This window comes from Subtercola boreus (genome assembly GCF_003399635.1).
Taxonomy (GTDB): Bacteria; Actinomycetota; Actinomycetes; order Actinomycetales; family Microbacteriaceae; genus Subtercola; species Subtercola boreus_B.
In genome coordinates this window covers 122,399-138,921 of the sequence record NZ_NBXB01000011.1, presented here as the reverse complement: position 1 = coordinate 138,921, position 16,523 = coordinate 122,399, and the positions used below count along the sequence as shown (strand labels likewise).

Sequence of the window (16,523 nt, the reverse complement as noted above, 5' to 3'; positions counted from 1 at the left end):
TCGGAATGTCAGAGCACGTCGCCCGAACCCGACAGGCGGAGCGCGTCGACGACGGCCTTCACCCGCTGCGCGTGTGCGCTCGTGGTGACGAGCAGCGCATCGGGCGTGTCGACCACGATGATGTCCTCCACGCCGATCAGGCTGATGACCCGGTTGCTGTTCGAGACCACGACGCCGCTCGAGGAGTCCGAGAGGATGCGCGCGTTCTTGCCGAGGATGGCGAGCTCGCTCTTGCGGCCACCCGAGTGCAGCTTCGCGATCGAGGCGAAGTCGCCCACATCGTCCCAGCTGAACGTTCCGGGCACGACGGCGAGTTTGCCTTCCTTCGCACTCGGCTCGGCGACGGTGTAGTCGATCGCGATCTTCTCGAGCTCCGGCCAGATGTAGTCGACGACGGCGCCTCGGCGCGGGGTGTCCCAGGCCTCTGCGAGCTCCATCAGGCCGGCGAGCATGTCGGGCCGTGAGCGGCCGATCTGCTCGAGCAGGACATCGGCGCGGGAGATGAACATCCCCGCGTTCCACAGGTACGTGCCCGACGTGACGTAGCGTTCGGCCGTCTTCAGGTCGGGCTTCTCGACGAAGCTGTCGACGAACATGGCCCCGGGGGCGCCCTCGACACCCAGCGGCTTGCCGGCGTGGATGTAGCCGAACCCGATCGAGGGCTCGGTGGGCATGATGCCGATGGTGGTGATGTAGCCCGCGTCGGCGGTGATCATCGCCTCGCGCACCACGTCGCGGAACTGCTCGGGGTGCCCGATCACATGGTCGGCCGCGAACGAGCCGATGATCACGCCCGGCTCCCGGCGGTTCAGGATGGCCGCCGCCAGTCCGATCGCCGCGGTCGACTCGCGGGGTTCGCTCTCGAGCACCACATTCTCGTCGGCGAGCGCGGGCAGTTGCCGCTCTACGGCGGCCCGGTGGGCGCGGCCGGTGACGACCATGATGCGCTGCTCGCCCGCGAGGGGCACCAACCGGTCCCAGGTGTCGCGCAGCAGACTCTGGCCCGAACCGCTCAGGTCGTGCAGGAATTTGGGAGCATCCGCCCGCGACAGCGGCCAGAGCCTCGAACCGATTCCGCCGGCCGGGATGACGCTGTAGAAACGCCCGAGCAGGTCGTTGTGTGCACTCATGCGCCCCACCTTACCGATAGCCACATGTGCACCCCGCAGTCACTCCGCATTCATGGGGACGCCACACTCGCTTCCTACCGTGGAAGCCATGAGAGTTGCAATCGTGACCGAAAGCTTCCTCCCCACCGTCAATGGAGTAACCAACAGCGTCTGCAAGGTGCTCGATCACCTCGCCCAGGAGGGCCACGACGCCATCGTGATCTGCCCGGCGGCGCACGCCCCGTCGCACTACCGGGGCTTCCCGGTCTTCGAGGTGCCGGCCGCGCGCTACCGCAGCTTCCCAGTCGGGCTCCCGAACCTGCTCGTGCAGCGCCTCATCGCTCAGTTCGAACCGGACGTCGTGCACGCCGCCTCTCCCTTCTTCCTCGGCGCCCAGGCGATCGCCGCGGCGAACCGGCTCGGCGTCCCTTCGGTGGCGATCTTCCAGACCGACATGGCCGGCTACGCGAAACGCAACCATCTCGGGCCCGCGACGAAGCTCACCTGGAAGTTCGTGAAGTGGGTGCACGAGGGTGCGAACCTCACTCTCGTGCCCTCAAGCGCGTCGATGGATGATCTGCAGAGCATCGGCGTTCCGAGACTGAAGCGGTGGGCCCGTGGTGTCGACCTCGAGGCGTTCCACCCGAACAACCGGTCGCGGCCCTCGGCCGTGGCGCTCCGGGAGCGGCTCCGCCCGAACGGCGACGAGGTCGTCGTGGGATACGTCGGGCGCCTGGCACCGGAGAAGCAGGTGGAACGGCTCGCCGAGCTCAGGGGGGTGCCGGGCATCCATCTCGCCGTCGTCGGCGACGGTCCGAGCGAGGCATCCGTCGCCCGGGCGACAGACGGGATGCCCGTCACCTTCCTCGGCCGGCTCGGCGGGGAGGCGCTCTCTGATGCCTACGCGGCCTTCGACCTCTTTCTGCACACCGGTACAGAGGAGACGTTCGGCCAGACCCTGCAGGAGGCTCACGCGGCCGGTCTGCCGGTGGTCGCTCCCCGCGCCGGCGGGCCGATCGACCTCGTTGCCGACGGCACAGACGGGTACCTCTACGACCCGGCGGATCCGGCAGAGCTCCGCCAGCTCGTGGAGGATCTGGTCGCGAGCGAGACACTGCGGCTGCGCTTCGGCGAGGCGGGTCGGCGCGCCGTGCTCGGCCGCACGTGGACGAACGTCTGCGATGAGCTCGTCAAGCACTACGAATCGGTGATCGGCGTGCCTAGACTTGAACCCACTACGCAGCGTCGGGTAAGGCTCTCCTAACAAGACATTTCACGATGCGAACATTATGCTGATACAGAATTCGTGCGTTCCAGAAGTGTTCCCGGGGCCACGAACCCATCCTTAACCAAAGGGGGTTGCGCGTGCCCAATGAAGCGGTATCGACGCTCACCACAGCCCGGAGCTCGTCGAAACGGCCGGCCGGTACCCTGTACCGCGGCAACACCGGTATGTGGTCGTGGGTGCTCCACCGGATCACCGGTGTGGCCATCTACTTCTTCCTGCTCGTGCACGTGCTCGACACGGCGATGATCCGGGTCTCGCCCGGCGCCTACGACGCGGTCATGAGCACCTACAGGAACCCGATCATGGGGCTCGGTGAGACCGCGCTGGTGATCGCCATCATGTTCCACGCGTTCAACGGGCTCCGCATCATCCTCATCGACTTCTGGAGCAAGGGCGCGAAGTACCAGCGCCTGATGTTCTGGATCGTCATCGCCGTCTGGGTCATCGGGACACTGGGCTTCGCCCCGATCCATCTCCACAACGTCTTTACGGAGCCCCACTGATGTCGACGATCATCGAGTCCCCCCGCCAGCCCCAGCAGCGCGCCTCGAAAGGCCGCGTCAACTGGGAAAAGTACGGCTGGATCTACATGCGCGCCTCCGGTGTGCTGCTGATCATCCTGATCTTCGGCCACCTGTTCGTGAACCTCGTGCAGGGCGACGGCATTAAGGCCATCGACTTCGCCTTCGTCGCGGGCAAGTACGCCACCCCGTTCTGGCAGATCTGGGACGTCGTGATGCTCTGGCTCGCCATGATCCACGGCTCGAACGGCATGCGCACCATCGTGAACGACTACGCGTCGAACCCGACGGTCCGCCGCATCCTGCTCGGTGCGCTGCTCGTCGCAGCCGCCGTGCTGATCGTGCTCGGCACGCTCGTCGTCTTCACGTTCGACCCCTGCAGCACTCTGATCCCGGCAGACCAGGCTCTCTCCTTCTGCCCGGTCCCGTAACGATCCACCAGAAAGCATCCCAGTGACCGATTACCCAGACGGCACCGTCGTTGACGGCGTCACCTACCACCAGCACGATGTCGTCATCGTCGGCGCCGGCGGCGCAGGCATGCGCGCGGCCATCGAGGCCGGCCCCAAGGCGAACACGGCCGTGATCTCGAAGCTCTACCCCACGCGCTCGCACACCGGTGCGGCGCAGGGCGGTATGGCTGCAGCCCTCGCCAACGTCGAAGAGGACAACTGGGAGTGGCACACGTTCGACACCGTCAAGGGCGGTGACTACCTGGTCGACCAGGATGCCGCCGAGATCCTGGCGAAGGAGGCCATCGACGCGATCTACGATCTCGAGAACATGGGCCTGCCCTTCAACCGCACACCGGAGGGCAAGATCGACCAGCGCCGCTTCGGCGGCCATACCCGTGACCACGGCAAGAGCCCCGTGCGCCGGGCCTGCTATGCGGCTGACCGCACCGGTCACATGATCCTCCAGACGCTCTACCAGAATTGTGTCAAGCACGGCATCAACTTCTTCAACGAGTACTACGTGCTCGACCTGATCATGGTCGACGTCGACGGCCAGAAGCGTCCCGCCGGTGTGGTCGCCTACGAGCTCGCCACCGGAGCGCTGCACGTCTTCCAGGGCAAGTCGATCGTCTTCGCGACCGGTGGCTTCGGCAAGATCTTCAAGACCACCTCGAACGCCCACACCCTCACCGGTGACGGGGTCGGCATCATCTGGCGGAAGGGCCTGCCGCTGGAGGACATGGAGTTCTACCAGTTCCACCCGACGGGGCTGGCGGGTCTCGGCATCCTGCTCTCCGAAGCGGCCCGCGGCGAGGGCGCGATCCTCCGCAACAGCGAGGGCGAGCGCTTCATGGAGCGCTACGCCCCCACCATCAAAGACCTCGCCCCCCGCGACATCGTCGCCCGGTGCATGGCGACCGAGATCCGCGAAGGCCGCGGCGGCGGCCCCAACAAGGACTGGGTCTACCTCGACATCACCCACCTTGAGCCCGCTGTCATCGACGCCAAGCTGCCCGACATCACCGAGTTCGCGCGCACCTACCTCGGCGTCGAGCCATACACCGAGCCGGTGCCGGTGCTCCCCACCGCGCACTATGCGATGGGCGGCATCCCGACCAACGTCAGGGCCGAGGTTCTGAGCGACAACACCACCGTGGTTCCCGGACTATACGCTGCCGGCGAGTGCGCCTGCGTCTCGGTTCACGGCTCGAACCGCCTCGGCACCAACTCCCTGCTCGACATCAACGTCTTCGGCAAGCGCGCCGGCAACTTCGCGGTGGAGTACGCCCTGACGGCGGAGTTCGTGCCGCTTCCGGATGACCCCGCAAAGCCGATCCGCGAACTGGTGCAGATGCTCCGCACCACCGACGGCACCGAGCGCATGTCCGACATGCGTAAAGAGCTGCAGGACTCGATGGACCGGAACGCCCAGGTGTTCCGCACCGAGGATTCCCTGATCGAGGTCACGAAGGTGATCGCAGGTCTCCGCGAGCGCTACAAGAACGTCATGGTGCAAGACAAGGGGAAGCGGTTCAACACCGACCTCCTCGAGGCCATCGAGCTCGGGTTCCTGCTCGACCTCGCCGAGGTCACCGTCTACTCGGCAATGTCTCGGAAGGAAAGCCGCGGCGGCCACTTCCGCGAGGACTACCCGCTGCGCGACGACGAGAACTACATGAAGCACACGATGGCCTACCTCACCGGTGACGCGCACTCCGCCGATGCCGGCGACCACATCCGTCTGGACACCAAGCCGGTAGTGGTCACCCGCTACCAGCCCATGGAGAGGAAGTACTAAAAGATGAGTACAGCAACTCTGGATTCCCCTCCGGCACCCGCCGAAGCGCCCATCCCCACCTTCACCGTCACCATGATGGTGCGCCGGTTCAACCCCGAGGTCGACGAAGAGCCGCGCTGGCAGGACTTCGACGTCGAGCTGTACCCGACGGACCGGGTTCTGGATGCCCTGCACAAGATCAAGTGGGAACAGGACGGGTCGCTGACCTTCCGTCGCTCCTGCGCGCACGGCGTCTGCGGATCGGATGCCATGCGCATCAACGGCCGCAACCGCCTCGCCTGTAAGACGCTGATGAAAGACCTCGACATCACGAAGCCCATCTACGTGGAGGCCATCAAGGGCCTGCCTCTGGAGAAGGACCTCGTCGTGGACATGGAGCCGTTCTTCGCCTCCTACCGCGAAGTGCAGCCGTTCCTTCAGGCCTCGTCGAAGCCCGACAAGGAGCGCCTGCAGTCGGCCACCGAGCGTGCGCGCTTCGACGACACCACGAAGTGCATCCTCTGCGCCGCGTGCACCTCGTCGTGCCCAGTGTTCTGGACCGACGGGCAGTACTTCGGGCCCGCGGCGATCGTGAACGCGCACCGTTTCATCTTCGACTCCCGCGACGAGGCGTCCTCCGTGCGCCTCGACATCCTGAACGACAAAGAGGGTGTGTGGCGCTGCCGCACCACCTTCAACTGCTCCGAGGCCTGCCCCCGCGGCATCCAGGTCACGCAGGCGATCGCAGAAGTCAAGCAGGCCATCATGTTCGGCAAGCGCTGACCCATTCGATCTAGGCTGGGCTCGTGACCACAACCACGACGAAAGACGCGAAGCCCAGTGACGTCGTCGAAGACGCAACGGATGATGCCGCCCGGCGCTCCTCGGAGCCGCAGGGCGGCATCGCTGGTCTGATCGCGAAGATCGTCGCCTCGAAGCCCGTGCGGGTCTTCACGAACTACGGCACCAACGGCGGTCCGCTGCTCGCGTCGGGCATGAGCTACCAGGCCGTCTTCGCGATCTTCGCGGCATTGGCCGTGACCTTCTCGGTCTTCGGCATCGCGCTGGCTTCCAACCCCGGCTTGCAGGATGCCCTGATCAGCCAGCTCAATTCGGGCATTCCCGGGCTGATCGGCGAGAACGGGGCGATCAAGCCGGAAGCGCTGACCTCCGCGTCTCCTGTGCTCGGCTGGACGGGGATTGTCGCCGCCGCGGGGCTGATCTTCACGGCCATCGGGTTCCTGGGTGCCATGCGGAGCGCGATCCGACTGATCTTCAACGTGCCCGGGCCGACCACCAACTTCGCCCTGCTGAAGGTGAAGGATCTCGGCTTCGCGATCGTGTTCGCCGTCGTGCTGCTGGTCTCCATGGCGATGACCGTCGCGTCGACGGCGGCGCTCGGGTTCGTCTACGACCTGGTCGGACTCGATCACGCGTCACCCTTCGCCGAGATCGTCGGCCGGGTGATCGGCCTCGTGGTGGTGTTCTTCTTCGACACCCTCGTGCTGGCCGGCATCTACCGCATCCTCTCGGGCGTGCCGATCCCGTTCCGGCAGCTCCTGCCGGGTGCGGCCCTCGGCGGCGCGGCGATGGGGATACTGAAGGCGCTCGGTTCGACGCTGCTCGGCGGCGCGACATCCAATCCGCTGCTGGCCTCCTTCGCCGTGATCATCGGCATCCTGATCTGGTTCAACCTGATCTGCCAGGTCGTGCTGATCGTGGCCTCGTGGATCACGATCAGTATGAGCGACGCCGGCATCGACCCGCGGCAGCTGACTCCTGAGCAGAAGGAGCAGGAGGCCCTGCAGACGGAGGCGGATGCCCACCGGCAGGTGCTCGAGGCGAAGCACGCGCAGCTCTCCGAGGAGCTTGCGGATGCTCGAGGGCTCCGCAAGACGAACCTCCGCCGGTCGCTCAAGCACATCGACCGCGAACTCGCCACGGAGAAGGCCGCTCCCGCCATCGACCCCGCGGCCGCCACCCCGCCCCGAAAGTAGCGTGTCGGGGGCTCCCTCTAAACTGAGGGTATGAGTTCTGGCACCACAAATCTGCGTATCGCGTCGATCAACACCAATGGCATCCGGGCCGCTTTCCGCAAGGGCATGGGGGCGTGGCTGGATGCCCGCGACGTCGACATCCTCGCGATCCAGGAGGTGCGCGCCGCCACGGAGGACATCGAGGGCCTGCTCGGGCCGGAGTGGAACATCCTGCACGATGCCGCGACGGCGAAGGGTCGCGCAGGGGTCGCCATCGCGTCGAGGGCTGCTGCGAGCATCCACCGGGTCACCATCGGCGACGACGAATTCGACAGCGCCGGGCGCTGGCTCGAGGCCGACTACGAGGTCAACGGCCAGATCGTCACCGTCGTGAGCGCCTACGTGCACTCGGGCGAAGACGGTACGCCGAAGCAGGTCGAGAAGTACCGGTTCCTGGACGGGATGGCGACGCGTCTGCCCGAGATCGCCGCGCACTCGCCGCTCGCGGTGGTCGTCGGCGACCTGAACGTGGGCCACAGGACGCTCGACATCCGCAACTGGAAGGGCAACGTGAAGCGAGCCGGCTTCCTGCCTCGCGAGCGGGCGTACTTCGACCGGTTCTTCGGCGAGGCGGGCGCGAGCGTCGAGGGCGTCGACGGCTCGACCGGGCCAGGGCTCGGCTGGGTCGACATCGGGCGCGAGCAGGCCGGCGAGGTCGACGGCCCCTACACGTGGTGGTCGTGGCGCGGCCAGGCCTTCGACAACGACACCGGATGGCGCATCGACTACCAGATGGCGACGCCCGAGCTCGCCGCCCGCGTGACGAACTACTCGGTCGACCGCGCTGCCGCGCACGACGAGCGCTGGTCGGATCACACGCCTGTCGTCGTTGACTACGCAATCTGACGCGGTCCGCGCTGCGGAATGTGGTGCGATCCGCGCACCACGTTTCTCCGCACACCCCTGGTGCGCCGCCGCCGCTGCGGCGCACGACCGGCAGCACCCATCCCGCCGCTGCGGCGCACACCCTGCCGTCCCATCCGGCGGGCCACCTAGACTTTCTCCAACCCTTTGTTAGGAACTGAACCCATGGCATCCAAGCCCCGCCTGCTGTCCGGCATGCAGCCGTCGGCCGAATCGCTCCACCTCGGCAACTACGTGGGCGCCCTGCTCAGCTGGAAGGCCCTGCAGGAGTCGCACGAAGCCTTCTACATGCTCGCCGACCTGCACGCGATCACGGTGCCGCAGGATCCCGCAGAGCTTCGCGAGAACACGCGGCGCACCGTCGCGCAGTACATCGCGGCGGGAATCGACCCGGCACGTTCGACACTCTTCGTGCAGTCGCACGTTCCCGCGCACGCCGAGCTCGCCTGGGTGCTGAACACGATCACCGGCTTCGGCGAGGCTGCCCGCATGACGCAGTTCAAAGACAAATCGGCCAAGCAGGGCACCGACACGACGTCGGTGGGGTTGTTCACGTACCCGATCCTGCAGGCCGGCGACATCCTGCTGTACCAGGCGGCCGAAGTGCCGGTGGGCGAAGACCAGCGTCAGCACATCGAACTCACCCGCGACCTCGCGACCCGCTTCAACGGCCGGTTCGGTGACACGTTCGCTGTGCCTGAGCCCTACATCCTCAAAGAGACCGCGAAGATCTTCGACCTGCAAAACCCGGGCTCGAAGATGTCGAAGTCGGCCGAGTCGAAGGCCGGAGTGATCTGGATGCTCGACGAACCGTCGGTGACGAAGAAGAAGATCATGCGGGCCGTGACCGACGCCGACGGCGGGATCGTCTTCGATCCGGCCGCGAAGCCCGGGGTGTCGAACCTCTTGACCGTCTTCTCGGTGCTCAGCGGCCAGTCGATCGCCTCGCTGGAGGCCGAGTACGCGGGCCGCGGCTACGGTGACCTGAAGAAGGCTCTCGCGGAGGTGGTCGTCGAGACCGTGTCGCCGATCCGGGAGCGGGCCCTCGAACTGCTCGCCGACCCGGTCGAGCTCGACCGCATCCTCTCGGCGGCGGCAGACCGTGCAAACGAGGTCGCCGAGCAGACACTCGCCACGGTCTACGACCGTGTCGGCTTCCTGCGCCGCCAGCGCTACCGCCTCGTCTGACCACCGCCTCGTCTGACCCCCGCCTCGCCCGCACGCCTCCCGCCCCGCCGCCGCCATCCCGCCTCGTCCCTTCCCTCGGCAATCGAGATCCCGAAAATTGTCGCTATTCGCGCCTCAGAGCGACAATTTTCGGTGTCTCGATGAGCGCATAATGGAGGGGGAACCGGAGGAGACGCCACGCCTGACATTCTTGACTTCGTGACGGCCTGGCAGGTCGAACCTGTCGGGCTGGCGGTGATCGTCATCGCGGGCGTTCTGTACGGCCTGGGCATCCGGAGCCTCGCGAAGCGCGGGATGCACTGGTCGCTCCGGCGTTCGGCCGGGTTCTATCTGCTGGGACTCGGATCGTTCGCGGTGATCGAGTTCGGATTCCTCGGCGTCTACTCCCAGCAGTTGCGGTTCGCGTTCACGACCCGCATCGCGCTGCTGCTGTTCGCCGTGCCCGGCCTCGTCGCCACCGGCAAGCCCGTCGCCCTTGCCCGTGAAGCCCTGGCCGGCAGTCCGCGCGGCCGGGCGATGCTCGAACGCGTGCTGGAGTCCCGGGTCATCGGCGTGATGGGCAACGCGGTGTTCGGCCCCGTCTTCGCCCTGGCCGCCTTCTCCGTGTTCCTGACCCCCATCGCTGGAAGTCTCCGGGCCTCCCCCGTCGCGCAGGACGTCATCACGGTGCTGGTGCCGCTGGTCGGCCTGATCCTCGTGCTGCCGCTCACCGAGCTGGTCGTCGTGCGCACCAGCCTCTTCATCGCGGCCGAGTTCATGCTGGCCTTCGTCGAACTGGTCGTCGACGCCATCCCGGGCATCCTGTTGCGGCTTAACGACCAGATCCTCGACCACGCCGGGCCGGTGCTCGGGGCGGTGCCCGGCTGGTTCCCCAGCGCTCTCCGCGACCAGCAGCTCTCGGGCGATCTGCTGTGGTTCATCGCCGAGATCGCGGACATCCCCATCCTCATCCTGCTGTTCGTGCGCTGGTCGAAGCACGACCGCACGGAGGCGAAGGGTCTCGACGACCTGACCGACGAGGAGATGGCGGCCCTGACCGACGCGCACCTCAAGTCGTTCGACCGTCGCCCGCCCGCCTGACGCGCCCCGCCCGCCCGACTTCGGTTTCGCGCCAGTTTGTCGCTTCCGCGCCCCGGCGCGCACGCGCGGATGTCCCATGTGGGGGCGCCTTCCAGAATGCGCTCCGGCAGCCCGACTTCGGGAGCGAGGGGCGGGGGCGGGGGGGCGTCAGCCCTCGGGGGGCGCGTCGGCCGTCGCGTCCACCAGCTCCTCGTGGATGCGGCGCAGGTCTTCGAGCAGGAACCCCAGCAGCACCCAGTGCTCGCTGCTCGGCCGGGCGATCGTCAGCGGGGCGGTGAGGGCGGGGAGATCATCCAGAACCGGAACCGATGGCCCCGTTGCACCCGGCAGGTCCGCGTTCTGGATGACCAGCCGGAGGTCGTGCGACGCGCGCCGCAACTCGGAGACCACCTCCGCCACGAGCGGCTCCTCGGGGAGGCTCTCGTCGTAGTGGTCGACGACTCCGCGGGCCATGCCCACCACGCGGGTGACGAGGATCGAGAGCATCGCCAGCAGCGTGCCGTCGGCCTCGAGCAGGTCGCGGTGCACCGAACGCCGTGGGTTGTACTTCAGGCTCTCCTCCCCCGCGGCGAGCGCCGCCGCCGCCTTGGCACGCATCGGTGTCAGCAGCCGCGCCTCGACCAGCATCGTGGTGCGCTCGTTCGCAGTGGTCGGGCTGCTCAGGATGCGCGCGAGCGAGTCCAGGATGCCGCTCACCTCGTTGCCCAGCCGCGCAACAGCCTCGTGCACGGGCTGAAGAGCGACCGGTGGCACGATGAGCAGGTTCACGCCCACACCGATGAGGGCCCCGATGACGGTCTCGAGGATGCGGTTGACGGCATATCCCGGCGCGGTCGCCCCCAGCGCGAGCACCAGCATCGCGCTGATCGGGATCTGTACCGAGGAGGTCGGCCCCAGCCGGAGCGCCCACGCGAGCATCAGGGCGACGATGACGGCCAGCAGCACGGCCCACGAATTCGACCCGAATACCACCCCCACGAAGTACGCGAGAACGACGCCGATGACCACGCCCACGCAGCGTTCCAGCGCCTTGCCGAAAGACTGGTTGACGCTCGGCTGAACCACGAGAATCGCGGCGATCACCGCGAAGAGCGGGATCTGCCCCTGCAGCAGGGGCGCCGTCGCGATCCACGCGAGGATGGCCGCGGCGCTCGTCTTCACGACCTGCAGGAAGGGCACGCGGGAGGTCGACAAAATGAGGCGGGCGTAGCGCTCCGGCGAGAACGCCGACACGTTCATCCGTCGCACGCGGAACCGGCCCCACCACCCACCCGGGGATCCACCCGGAGTACCGCCCGAAGCGCGGGCCGAACCGGCACCGCGCGGTCGCCGCTCGCCTGTCAATGGGAGGGATTTGTCAGGCTTCACACCACAACACTAGGAGGCTGTGTCGTATATTGAAGGGCCTCCTCCGGATTTTCCGCGCCAATGCTGGTGAGTTAGTGTGGGGAGGTTGCTCTGATCGGAGCGAAGCACGTAAGGAAGGTAGCCCATTGCCTGGAGCTGTCGTCGTCATGCCGACCTACCGCGAGAAAGACACCATCTCCGCGATGATCGAGCGCATCCTCAACGCGGACGCGGAGGTGCACATCCTCGTGGTCGACGACAACTCGCCCGACGGTACGGGGGAGATCGTCGACGCCATCGCGGCCACCAACCCGCGCGTGAACATCATGCACCGCCCGGGCAAGAACGGGCTCGGAACGGCATACGTCGCCGGGTTCGGCTGGGCGCTCGAGCACGGCTACGAGCAGATCATCGAGATGGATGCCGACGGCTCCCATCAGCCCGAGGAATTGCCGCGCCTGCTGAAGCTCCTCGACGACGGGGCGAACCTCGGCATCGGCGCACGATGGATCCCGGGCGGCAAGACCGAGAACTGGCCGTGGTACCGCAAGCTCATCTCCCGCTCGGGCACGACGTATGCCCGCATCATGCTCTCGTCGAAGCTGCACGACATCACCTCGGGGTACCGGGGTTTCAGCGCCGAGACCCTTCGGAACCTCGACCTCTCGCGCCTCGACAGTGCGGGCTACTGCTTCCAGATCGAGCTGGCCTGGCTCGTGGAGCGTTCGGGCGGCGACGTCAAGGAGTTCCCGATCACGTTCGTGGAGCGGCTCGAGGGCCAGTCGAAGATGACCAGCGGCATCGTGATCGAGGCGCTGGCGAAGGTCACGTCGTGGGGGTTCGCCTCCCGCCTCGGGCGCATCCCGAAGTCCCAGGCGCTCGCCGCGCCCAAAGACGCGACGCTGTAACTCTCCGACCCAGGCGGCACCCTCCCGGGGCTCACCCAGCAGGCGGGGAGTAGACTGCCATCATCGTGCCCGGGGTCGGTGAGAATCCGAACCGGCGGTGAGAGTCCGCGAGCGCAGAGCGAAACCACAACCGTGGGGCCGTCCCGTGCTGATCCGGTGTAATTCCGGAACCGACGGTCATGGAGCTGCTGGTTCGCCGGCGACTCCAGGAGTCCGGATGAGAGGTGCACGCGTGGTCGTCGACGTTGCCGACGACTCACGGGCGTTCTGCGCCACCCGGGTACCGTCATTGACGAGGATTCCGGATGCCCCTGCCGAGCGAGAGCCGAGCTGACACCGAGCGTGCGGGTGCGCGCGCGGCCGACAGCCTGGTGGCGCCGGCCGATCACACGGCGGCGCCCGTGACCGCGACACCGACCGCCTCGGTGCTGGCTGCCGCCATGCGCCGAGCCATCCTGCTCTCAGCGAACGGGCCGGCCTGGGGTGTCAATCCCTGCGTGGGCGCCGTACTGCTCGCTCCCGACGGCACGATCCTCGCCGAAGGCTGGCACCGCGGTGCGGGCACACCGCACGCCGAGGTGGATGCCCTCTCCAACCTCGCCGACCCGCGCCTCGCCCTCGGGGCCACCGCCGTCGTCACCCTGGAACCCTGCAACCACACCGGTCGCACGGGGCCGTGCAGCACGGCTCTAGCCGACGCGGGCGTGACCGCGGTGTACTTCGGGGTCCGCGACCCCGGGGTCGCCTCCGCGGGCGGAGCCGCCTCTCTCGCATCCCGAGGGGTACGCGCCGTCGCCGGCCTACTCGAGGACGACGTCGAGCAGAGCATCCGCCCCTGGCTGAGCGCCGTTCGCACCGGCAGGCCGTTCGTCACCCTGAAGTGGGCGTCGAGCCTCGACGGGCGAACAGCGGCGGCCGACGGCACCAGCCAGTGGATCACCGGCTTGGATGCACGGCACGACGTGCACAAGCGGCGGGGCCATGTCGACGCCATCGTGGTCGGCACGGGAACGGTGCTGGCCGACGACCCGGAGCTCACCGCGCGGAGCCCTGACGGGTCGCTGCTTCCCCACCAACCGGCGCCTGTCGTCATCGGCGCCAGGGCGATTCCCGCCGGGAGCGCGCTGGCGCGGCATCCGGAGCCCCTGCGGCACTACGACACCCACGACCTCCCCGCCGTGCTCGACGACCTCTTCGACAACGGGGTGCGCTCGGTGTTCGTCGAGGGCGGCCCGACCCTTGCCAGCGCCTTCGTCCGGGCGGGGCTCGTCGACGAGTTCGTCGTCTACCTCGCGCCGGTGCTGGTCGGTGGCCCCGGGCTCGCGCTCAGCGACCTCGGTGTTCCGTCGCTCCCGGATGCCCGGCGGCTGGTCATCGACTCCGTCGACACGATCGGTGCCGATGTGCGGATCGTCGCCCGACCAGCACCGCCGGCGGACACGCCCGCACCGCCGGCACAGTTGTCACCGCCCGCACCGCCCGGCACCCCACCCGCCCCCACGCCACCACTGCCCGCCCCTCAGAAGGAGACCACCCGTGTTCACCGGAATCATTGAAGAGAAGGGCGAAGTGCTCGCCCTCGAACCCTCCGCCGACGTCATCCGGATCACTCTCCGGGCGCCCCTCGCCGTGCAGGGCGCGAAGCACGGCGACTCCATCTCGGTGAGCGGAGTGTGCCTCACCGTCGTCGCGCAGACCGCGGAGACGTTCACCGCCGACGTGATGCAGCAGACACTCGACATGTCGACGATCGGCGCCCTTCAGCCCGGCGACACGGTGAATCTCGAACGCGCTGCACTGGTCGGCGACCGCCTCGGCGGGCATATCGTGCAGGGCCACATCGACGGCACGAGCACCGTGCTCGCGGTCACGCCCGGCGAGTCCTGGAGCGTGCTGCGCTTCAGCCTCGACGATGAGCTCGCAGCTCTCGTCGTCGACAAGGGGTCGATCGCGGTGGCGGGGGTGTCGCTCACGGTGTCGAACGTCGATGGGTCCCACGGGCATCCGGAGCCCACCGCCGACCACTGGTTCGAGGTCTCGCTCATCCCGGAGACCCTGGCCGCGACCACCCTCGGCTCGCTCGCTGTCGGCGACCGCGTGAACATCGAGACCGACATCCTGGCCCGGCATGTCGAGCGATTGCTGGCCGTGAGGAGCGCACGATGACACTGTCGAGCATGCCCGAGGTTCTCGACGCGCTGCGCGCCGGCCGGCCCGTGATCGTCGCCGACGACGAAGACCGGGAGAACGAGGGCGACGCGATCCTGTCGGCCGAACGGGCGACTCCGGAGTGGATCGCCTGGATGGTGCGGCACACCTCCGGCTTCCTCTGTGCGCCGATGACCGTCGCCCGCGCCGCAGAGCTCGGCCTGCCGCCCATGGTCGAACAGAACCAGGACGCCAGGCGCACCGCCTACGCGATCACGGTCGACGCGTCGGAGGGTGTGACGACGGGCATCAGCGCCCACGATCGTGCGCACACCCTCCGCGCGCTCGCTGACGGTGCGGCCACGCCGGCGAGCTTCATCCGGCCCGGGCACGTGCTGCCCGTCGTTGCCGTCGACGGCGGCGTGCGGCAGCGTCCCGGGCACACGGAGGCGTCGGTCGAACTGCTGCGTCTCGCCGGGCTGGTGCCCGTAGGGGTCATCGGCGAGATCGTCTCCGATGACGGTTCGATGGCACGGATGCCCGAACTGCTGGAGCTCGGCGAACGCGAAGGCCTGCCGGTCACCACGATCGCGGCGCTCATCGAGTGGCTCGATCAGATCGGGCCGGCCCTGGTCGCGCCAGCGCTCGCCCGCGTGACGTTCGAGGTCGAGACGGTCGTGCCGACCATCCACGGGTCGTTCCGGTTCCGCGCTTACCACGACAACGAGACGAAGACGGATCATCTGGCTGTCGTCTCCGGGGATCCCCAGGCGGAGGGCGCCGTCATCCGGGTGCACTCCGAGTGCCTTACCGGAGAAGCGTTCGGTTCGCTGAAGTGCGAGTGCGGTCCGCAACTGGATGCCGCACTCAGCATGATCGCCGAACGCGGTGGGGTCGTCATATACCTGCGCGGGCATGAAGGCCGGGGAATCGGGCTGCTCAACAAACTCCGGGCCTACCGGCTGCAGGAGGACGGCCTCGACACGCTCGACGCCAACACCGCCCAGGGCCTGCCCGTCGACGGGCGCGAGTACGGCGCAGCGGCGGCGATCCTGTTGGATCTCGGCCTCGACCGCGTGCGGCTGCTCACCAACAACCCCGACAAGGTGCACCAGCTCGAGGCGCTCGGCATCACGGTAGCGGAGCGCGAGCCGCTGATCGTCGGTCGCGGCGGATCGAACGCCGGCTACCTCGACGCCAAGCGTGATCGCATGGGACACCTCCTCCCAGGCTGACGCGGCTGACGCGGCTACTGTCGCACCATCGCTCCCACTCTCATTCCTCTACAGAAAGGCCACCGACCATGAGCGGCGCCGGATCCCCCACGACCACCCCCCTCGACGGAACAGGGCTCAAGGTCACCATCGTCGCCGGCCGCTGGCACCAGCAGATCACCGAGGGCCTGTTGGCCGGCGCACGGGCCGCACTCGCCGAGGCGAAGGTCGACGTCACCGAACTCCACGTGCCCGGGAGCTTCGAGCTGCCGGTCGTCTGCCGCGCCGCGCTGGAGGCGGGAGCGGATGCGGTCGTGGCGCTCGGCGTGATCATCCGTGGCGGCACACCGCACTTCGAATACGTTTCGGATGCCGCCACCAGCGGCCTCACGCAGGTGAGCGTGCTGACGGGAAAGCCCGTGGGCTTCGGCGTTCTCACCCTCGACGACGAGGCCCAGGGCCTCGACAGAGCCGGACTGCCCGGCTCGAAGGAGGACAAGGGCCGCGAAGCCGCAGAGGCCGCGGTCGCCACCGCTCTGGTGCTCCGCGCGCTCTGAGCGCTCTGAGCGCTCTGAGCGCTCTGGTGAT

Annotated in this window: 16 protein-coding genes and 1 riboswitch; of the genes, 14 read left to right on the top strand and 2 right to left on the bottom strand. The window is 67.8% G+C overall.

Features of this window, described 5'->3' with window-relative positions:
* Positions 1-8: 8 nt before the first annotated feature.
* Positions 9-1,130: a mannose-1-phosphate guanylyltransferase gene (locus tag B7R22_RS03185; protein ID WP_116410358.1), complete on the bottom strand. Its 1,122-nt coding sequence runs from the start codon at positions 1,128-1,130 to the stop codon at positions 9-11.
* 88 nt (positions 1,131-1,218) lie between these two features.
* Here B7R22_RS03185 and B7R22_RS03180 point away from each other — a divergent pair, with 88 nt between their 5' ends.
* From B7R22_RS03180 to B7R22_RS03140, 9 genes are all read left to right on the top strand, one after another.
* A complete protein-coding gene (locus tag B7R22_RS03180) occupies positions 1,219-2,373 on the top strand; it encodes a glycosyltransferase family 4 protein (RefSeq protein ID WP_116410357.1) in 1,155 nt (384 codons plus the stop codon).
* A gap of 101 nt (positions 2,374-2,474) precedes the next feature.
* The gene (gene sdhC / locus B7R22_RS03175; RefSeq protein ID WP_301182588.1) at positions 2,475-2,900 is read left to right on the top strand and encodes a succinate dehydrogenase, cytochrome b556 subunit; all 426 of its coding nucleotides are present in this window, start codon (positions 2,475-2,477) and stop codon (positions 2,898-2,900) included.
* Entirely contained in the window at positions 2,900-3,349 is a 450-nt protein-coding gene (locus tag B7R22_RS03170; protein WP_116410356.1) for a succinate dehydrogenase hydrophobic membrane anchor subunit, read from the top strand. Before sdhC ends, B7R22_RS03170 begins: the two co-directional genes overlap by 1 nt.
* A 22-nt stretch (positions 3,350-3,371) precedes the next feature.
* Positions 3,372-5,171 carry a succinate dehydrogenase flavoprotein subunit gene (gene sdhA / locus B7R22_RS03165; protein WP_116410355.1) on the top strand — a complete coding sequence of 600 codons (1,800 nt, stop codon included), beginning with the start codon at positions 3,372-3,374 and terminating at the stop codon, positions 5,169-5,171.
* Between the two features lie 3 nt (positions 5,172-5,174).
* On the top strand, positions 5,175-5,933 hold the full coding sequence (locus B7R22_RS03160; protein WP_116410354.1) for a succinate dehydrogenase iron-sulfur subunit: 759 nt from the start codon (positions 5,175-5,177) through the stop codon (positions 5,931-5,933).
* Between the two features lie 23 nt (positions 5,934-5,956).
* Positions 5,957-7,147, top strand: a complete 1,191-nt coding sequence (locus B7R22_RS03155) for a YihY/virulence factor BrkB family protein (protein WP_116410353.1) — start codon at positions 5,957-5,959, stop codon at positions 7,145-7,147.
* Between the two features lie 30 nt (positions 7,148-7,177).
* A complete protein-coding gene (locus B7R22_RS03150; protein WP_116410352.1) occupies positions 7,178-8,032 on the top strand; it encodes an exodeoxyribonuclease III in 855 nt (284 codons plus the stop codon).
* A 183-nt stretch (positions 8,033-8,215) separates the two neighbouring features.
* Positions 8,216-9,238, top strand: a complete 1,023-nt coding sequence (gene trpS, locus B7R22_RS03145) for a tryptophan--tRNA ligase (protein ID WP_116410351.1) — start codon at positions 8,216-8,218, stop codon at positions 9,236-9,238.
* Positions 9,239-9,436: 198 nt separating this feature from the next.
* Positions 9,437-10,318, top strand: a complete 882-nt coding sequence (locus tag B7R22_RS03140) for a cytochrome c oxidase assembly protein (protein WP_253258848.1) — start codon at positions 9,437-9,439, stop codon at positions 10,316-10,318.
* A 147-nt stretch (positions 10,319-10,465) separates the two neighbouring features.
* On the opposite strand, the gene B7R22_RS03135 is transcribed toward B7R22_RS03140, so the two are convergent.
* Entirely contained in the window at positions 10,466-11,686 is a 1,221-nt protein-coding gene (locus B7R22_RS03135; protein WP_253258847.1) for an FUSC family protein, read from the bottom strand.
* A 125-nt stretch (positions 11,687-11,811) separates the two neighbouring features.
* On the opposite strand from B7R22_RS03135, the gene B7R22_RS03130 reads away from it, so the two are divergent.
* From B7R22_RS03130 to ribH, 5 genes are all read left to right on the top strand, one after another.
* Positions 11,812-12,573 carry a polyprenol monophosphomannose synthase gene (locus B7R22_RS03130; protein WP_253258846.1) on the top strand — a complete coding sequence of 254 codons (762 nt, stop codon included), beginning with the start codon at positions 11,812-11,814 and terminating at the stop codon, positions 12,571-12,573.
* A gap of 62 nt (positions 12,574-12,635) precedes the next feature.
* Positions 12,636-12,806: riboswitch (FMN riboswitch) on the top strand.
* 207 nt (positions 12,807-13,013) lie between these two features.
* Positions 13,014-14,129, top strand: a complete 1,116-nt coding sequence (gene ribD, locus B7R22_RS03125; RefSeq protein ID WP_116410547.1) for a bifunctional diaminohydroxyphosphoribosylaminopyrimidine deaminase/5-amino-6-(5-phosphoribosylamino)uracil reductase RibD — start codon at positions 13,014-13,016, stop codon at positions 14,127-14,129.
* The gene (locus tag B7R22_RS03120) at positions 14,110-14,739 is read left to right on the top strand and encodes a riboflavin synthase (protein ID WP_116410348.1); all 630 of its coding nucleotides are present in this window, start codon (positions 14,110-14,112) and stop codon (positions 14,737-14,739) included. Before ribD ends, B7R22_RS03120 begins: the two co-directional genes overlap by 20 nt.
* A complete protein-coding gene (ribA, locus tag B7R22_RS03115; RefSeq protein WP_116410347.1) occupies positions 14,736-15,956 on the top strand; it encodes a GTP cyclohydrolase II in 1,221 nt (406 codons plus the stop codon). Before B7R22_RS03120 ends, ribA begins: the two co-directional genes overlap by 4 nt.
* A 68-nt stretch (positions 15,957-16,024) precedes the next feature.
* Positions 16,025-16,492, top strand: coding sequence for a 6,7-dimethyl-8-ribityllumazine synthase (gene ribH, locus B7R22_RS03110; RefSeq protein WP_116410346.1), 468 nt, complete (start codon positions 16,025-16,027; stop codon positions 16,490-16,492).
* Positions 16,493-16,523: the final 31 nt, after the last annotated feature.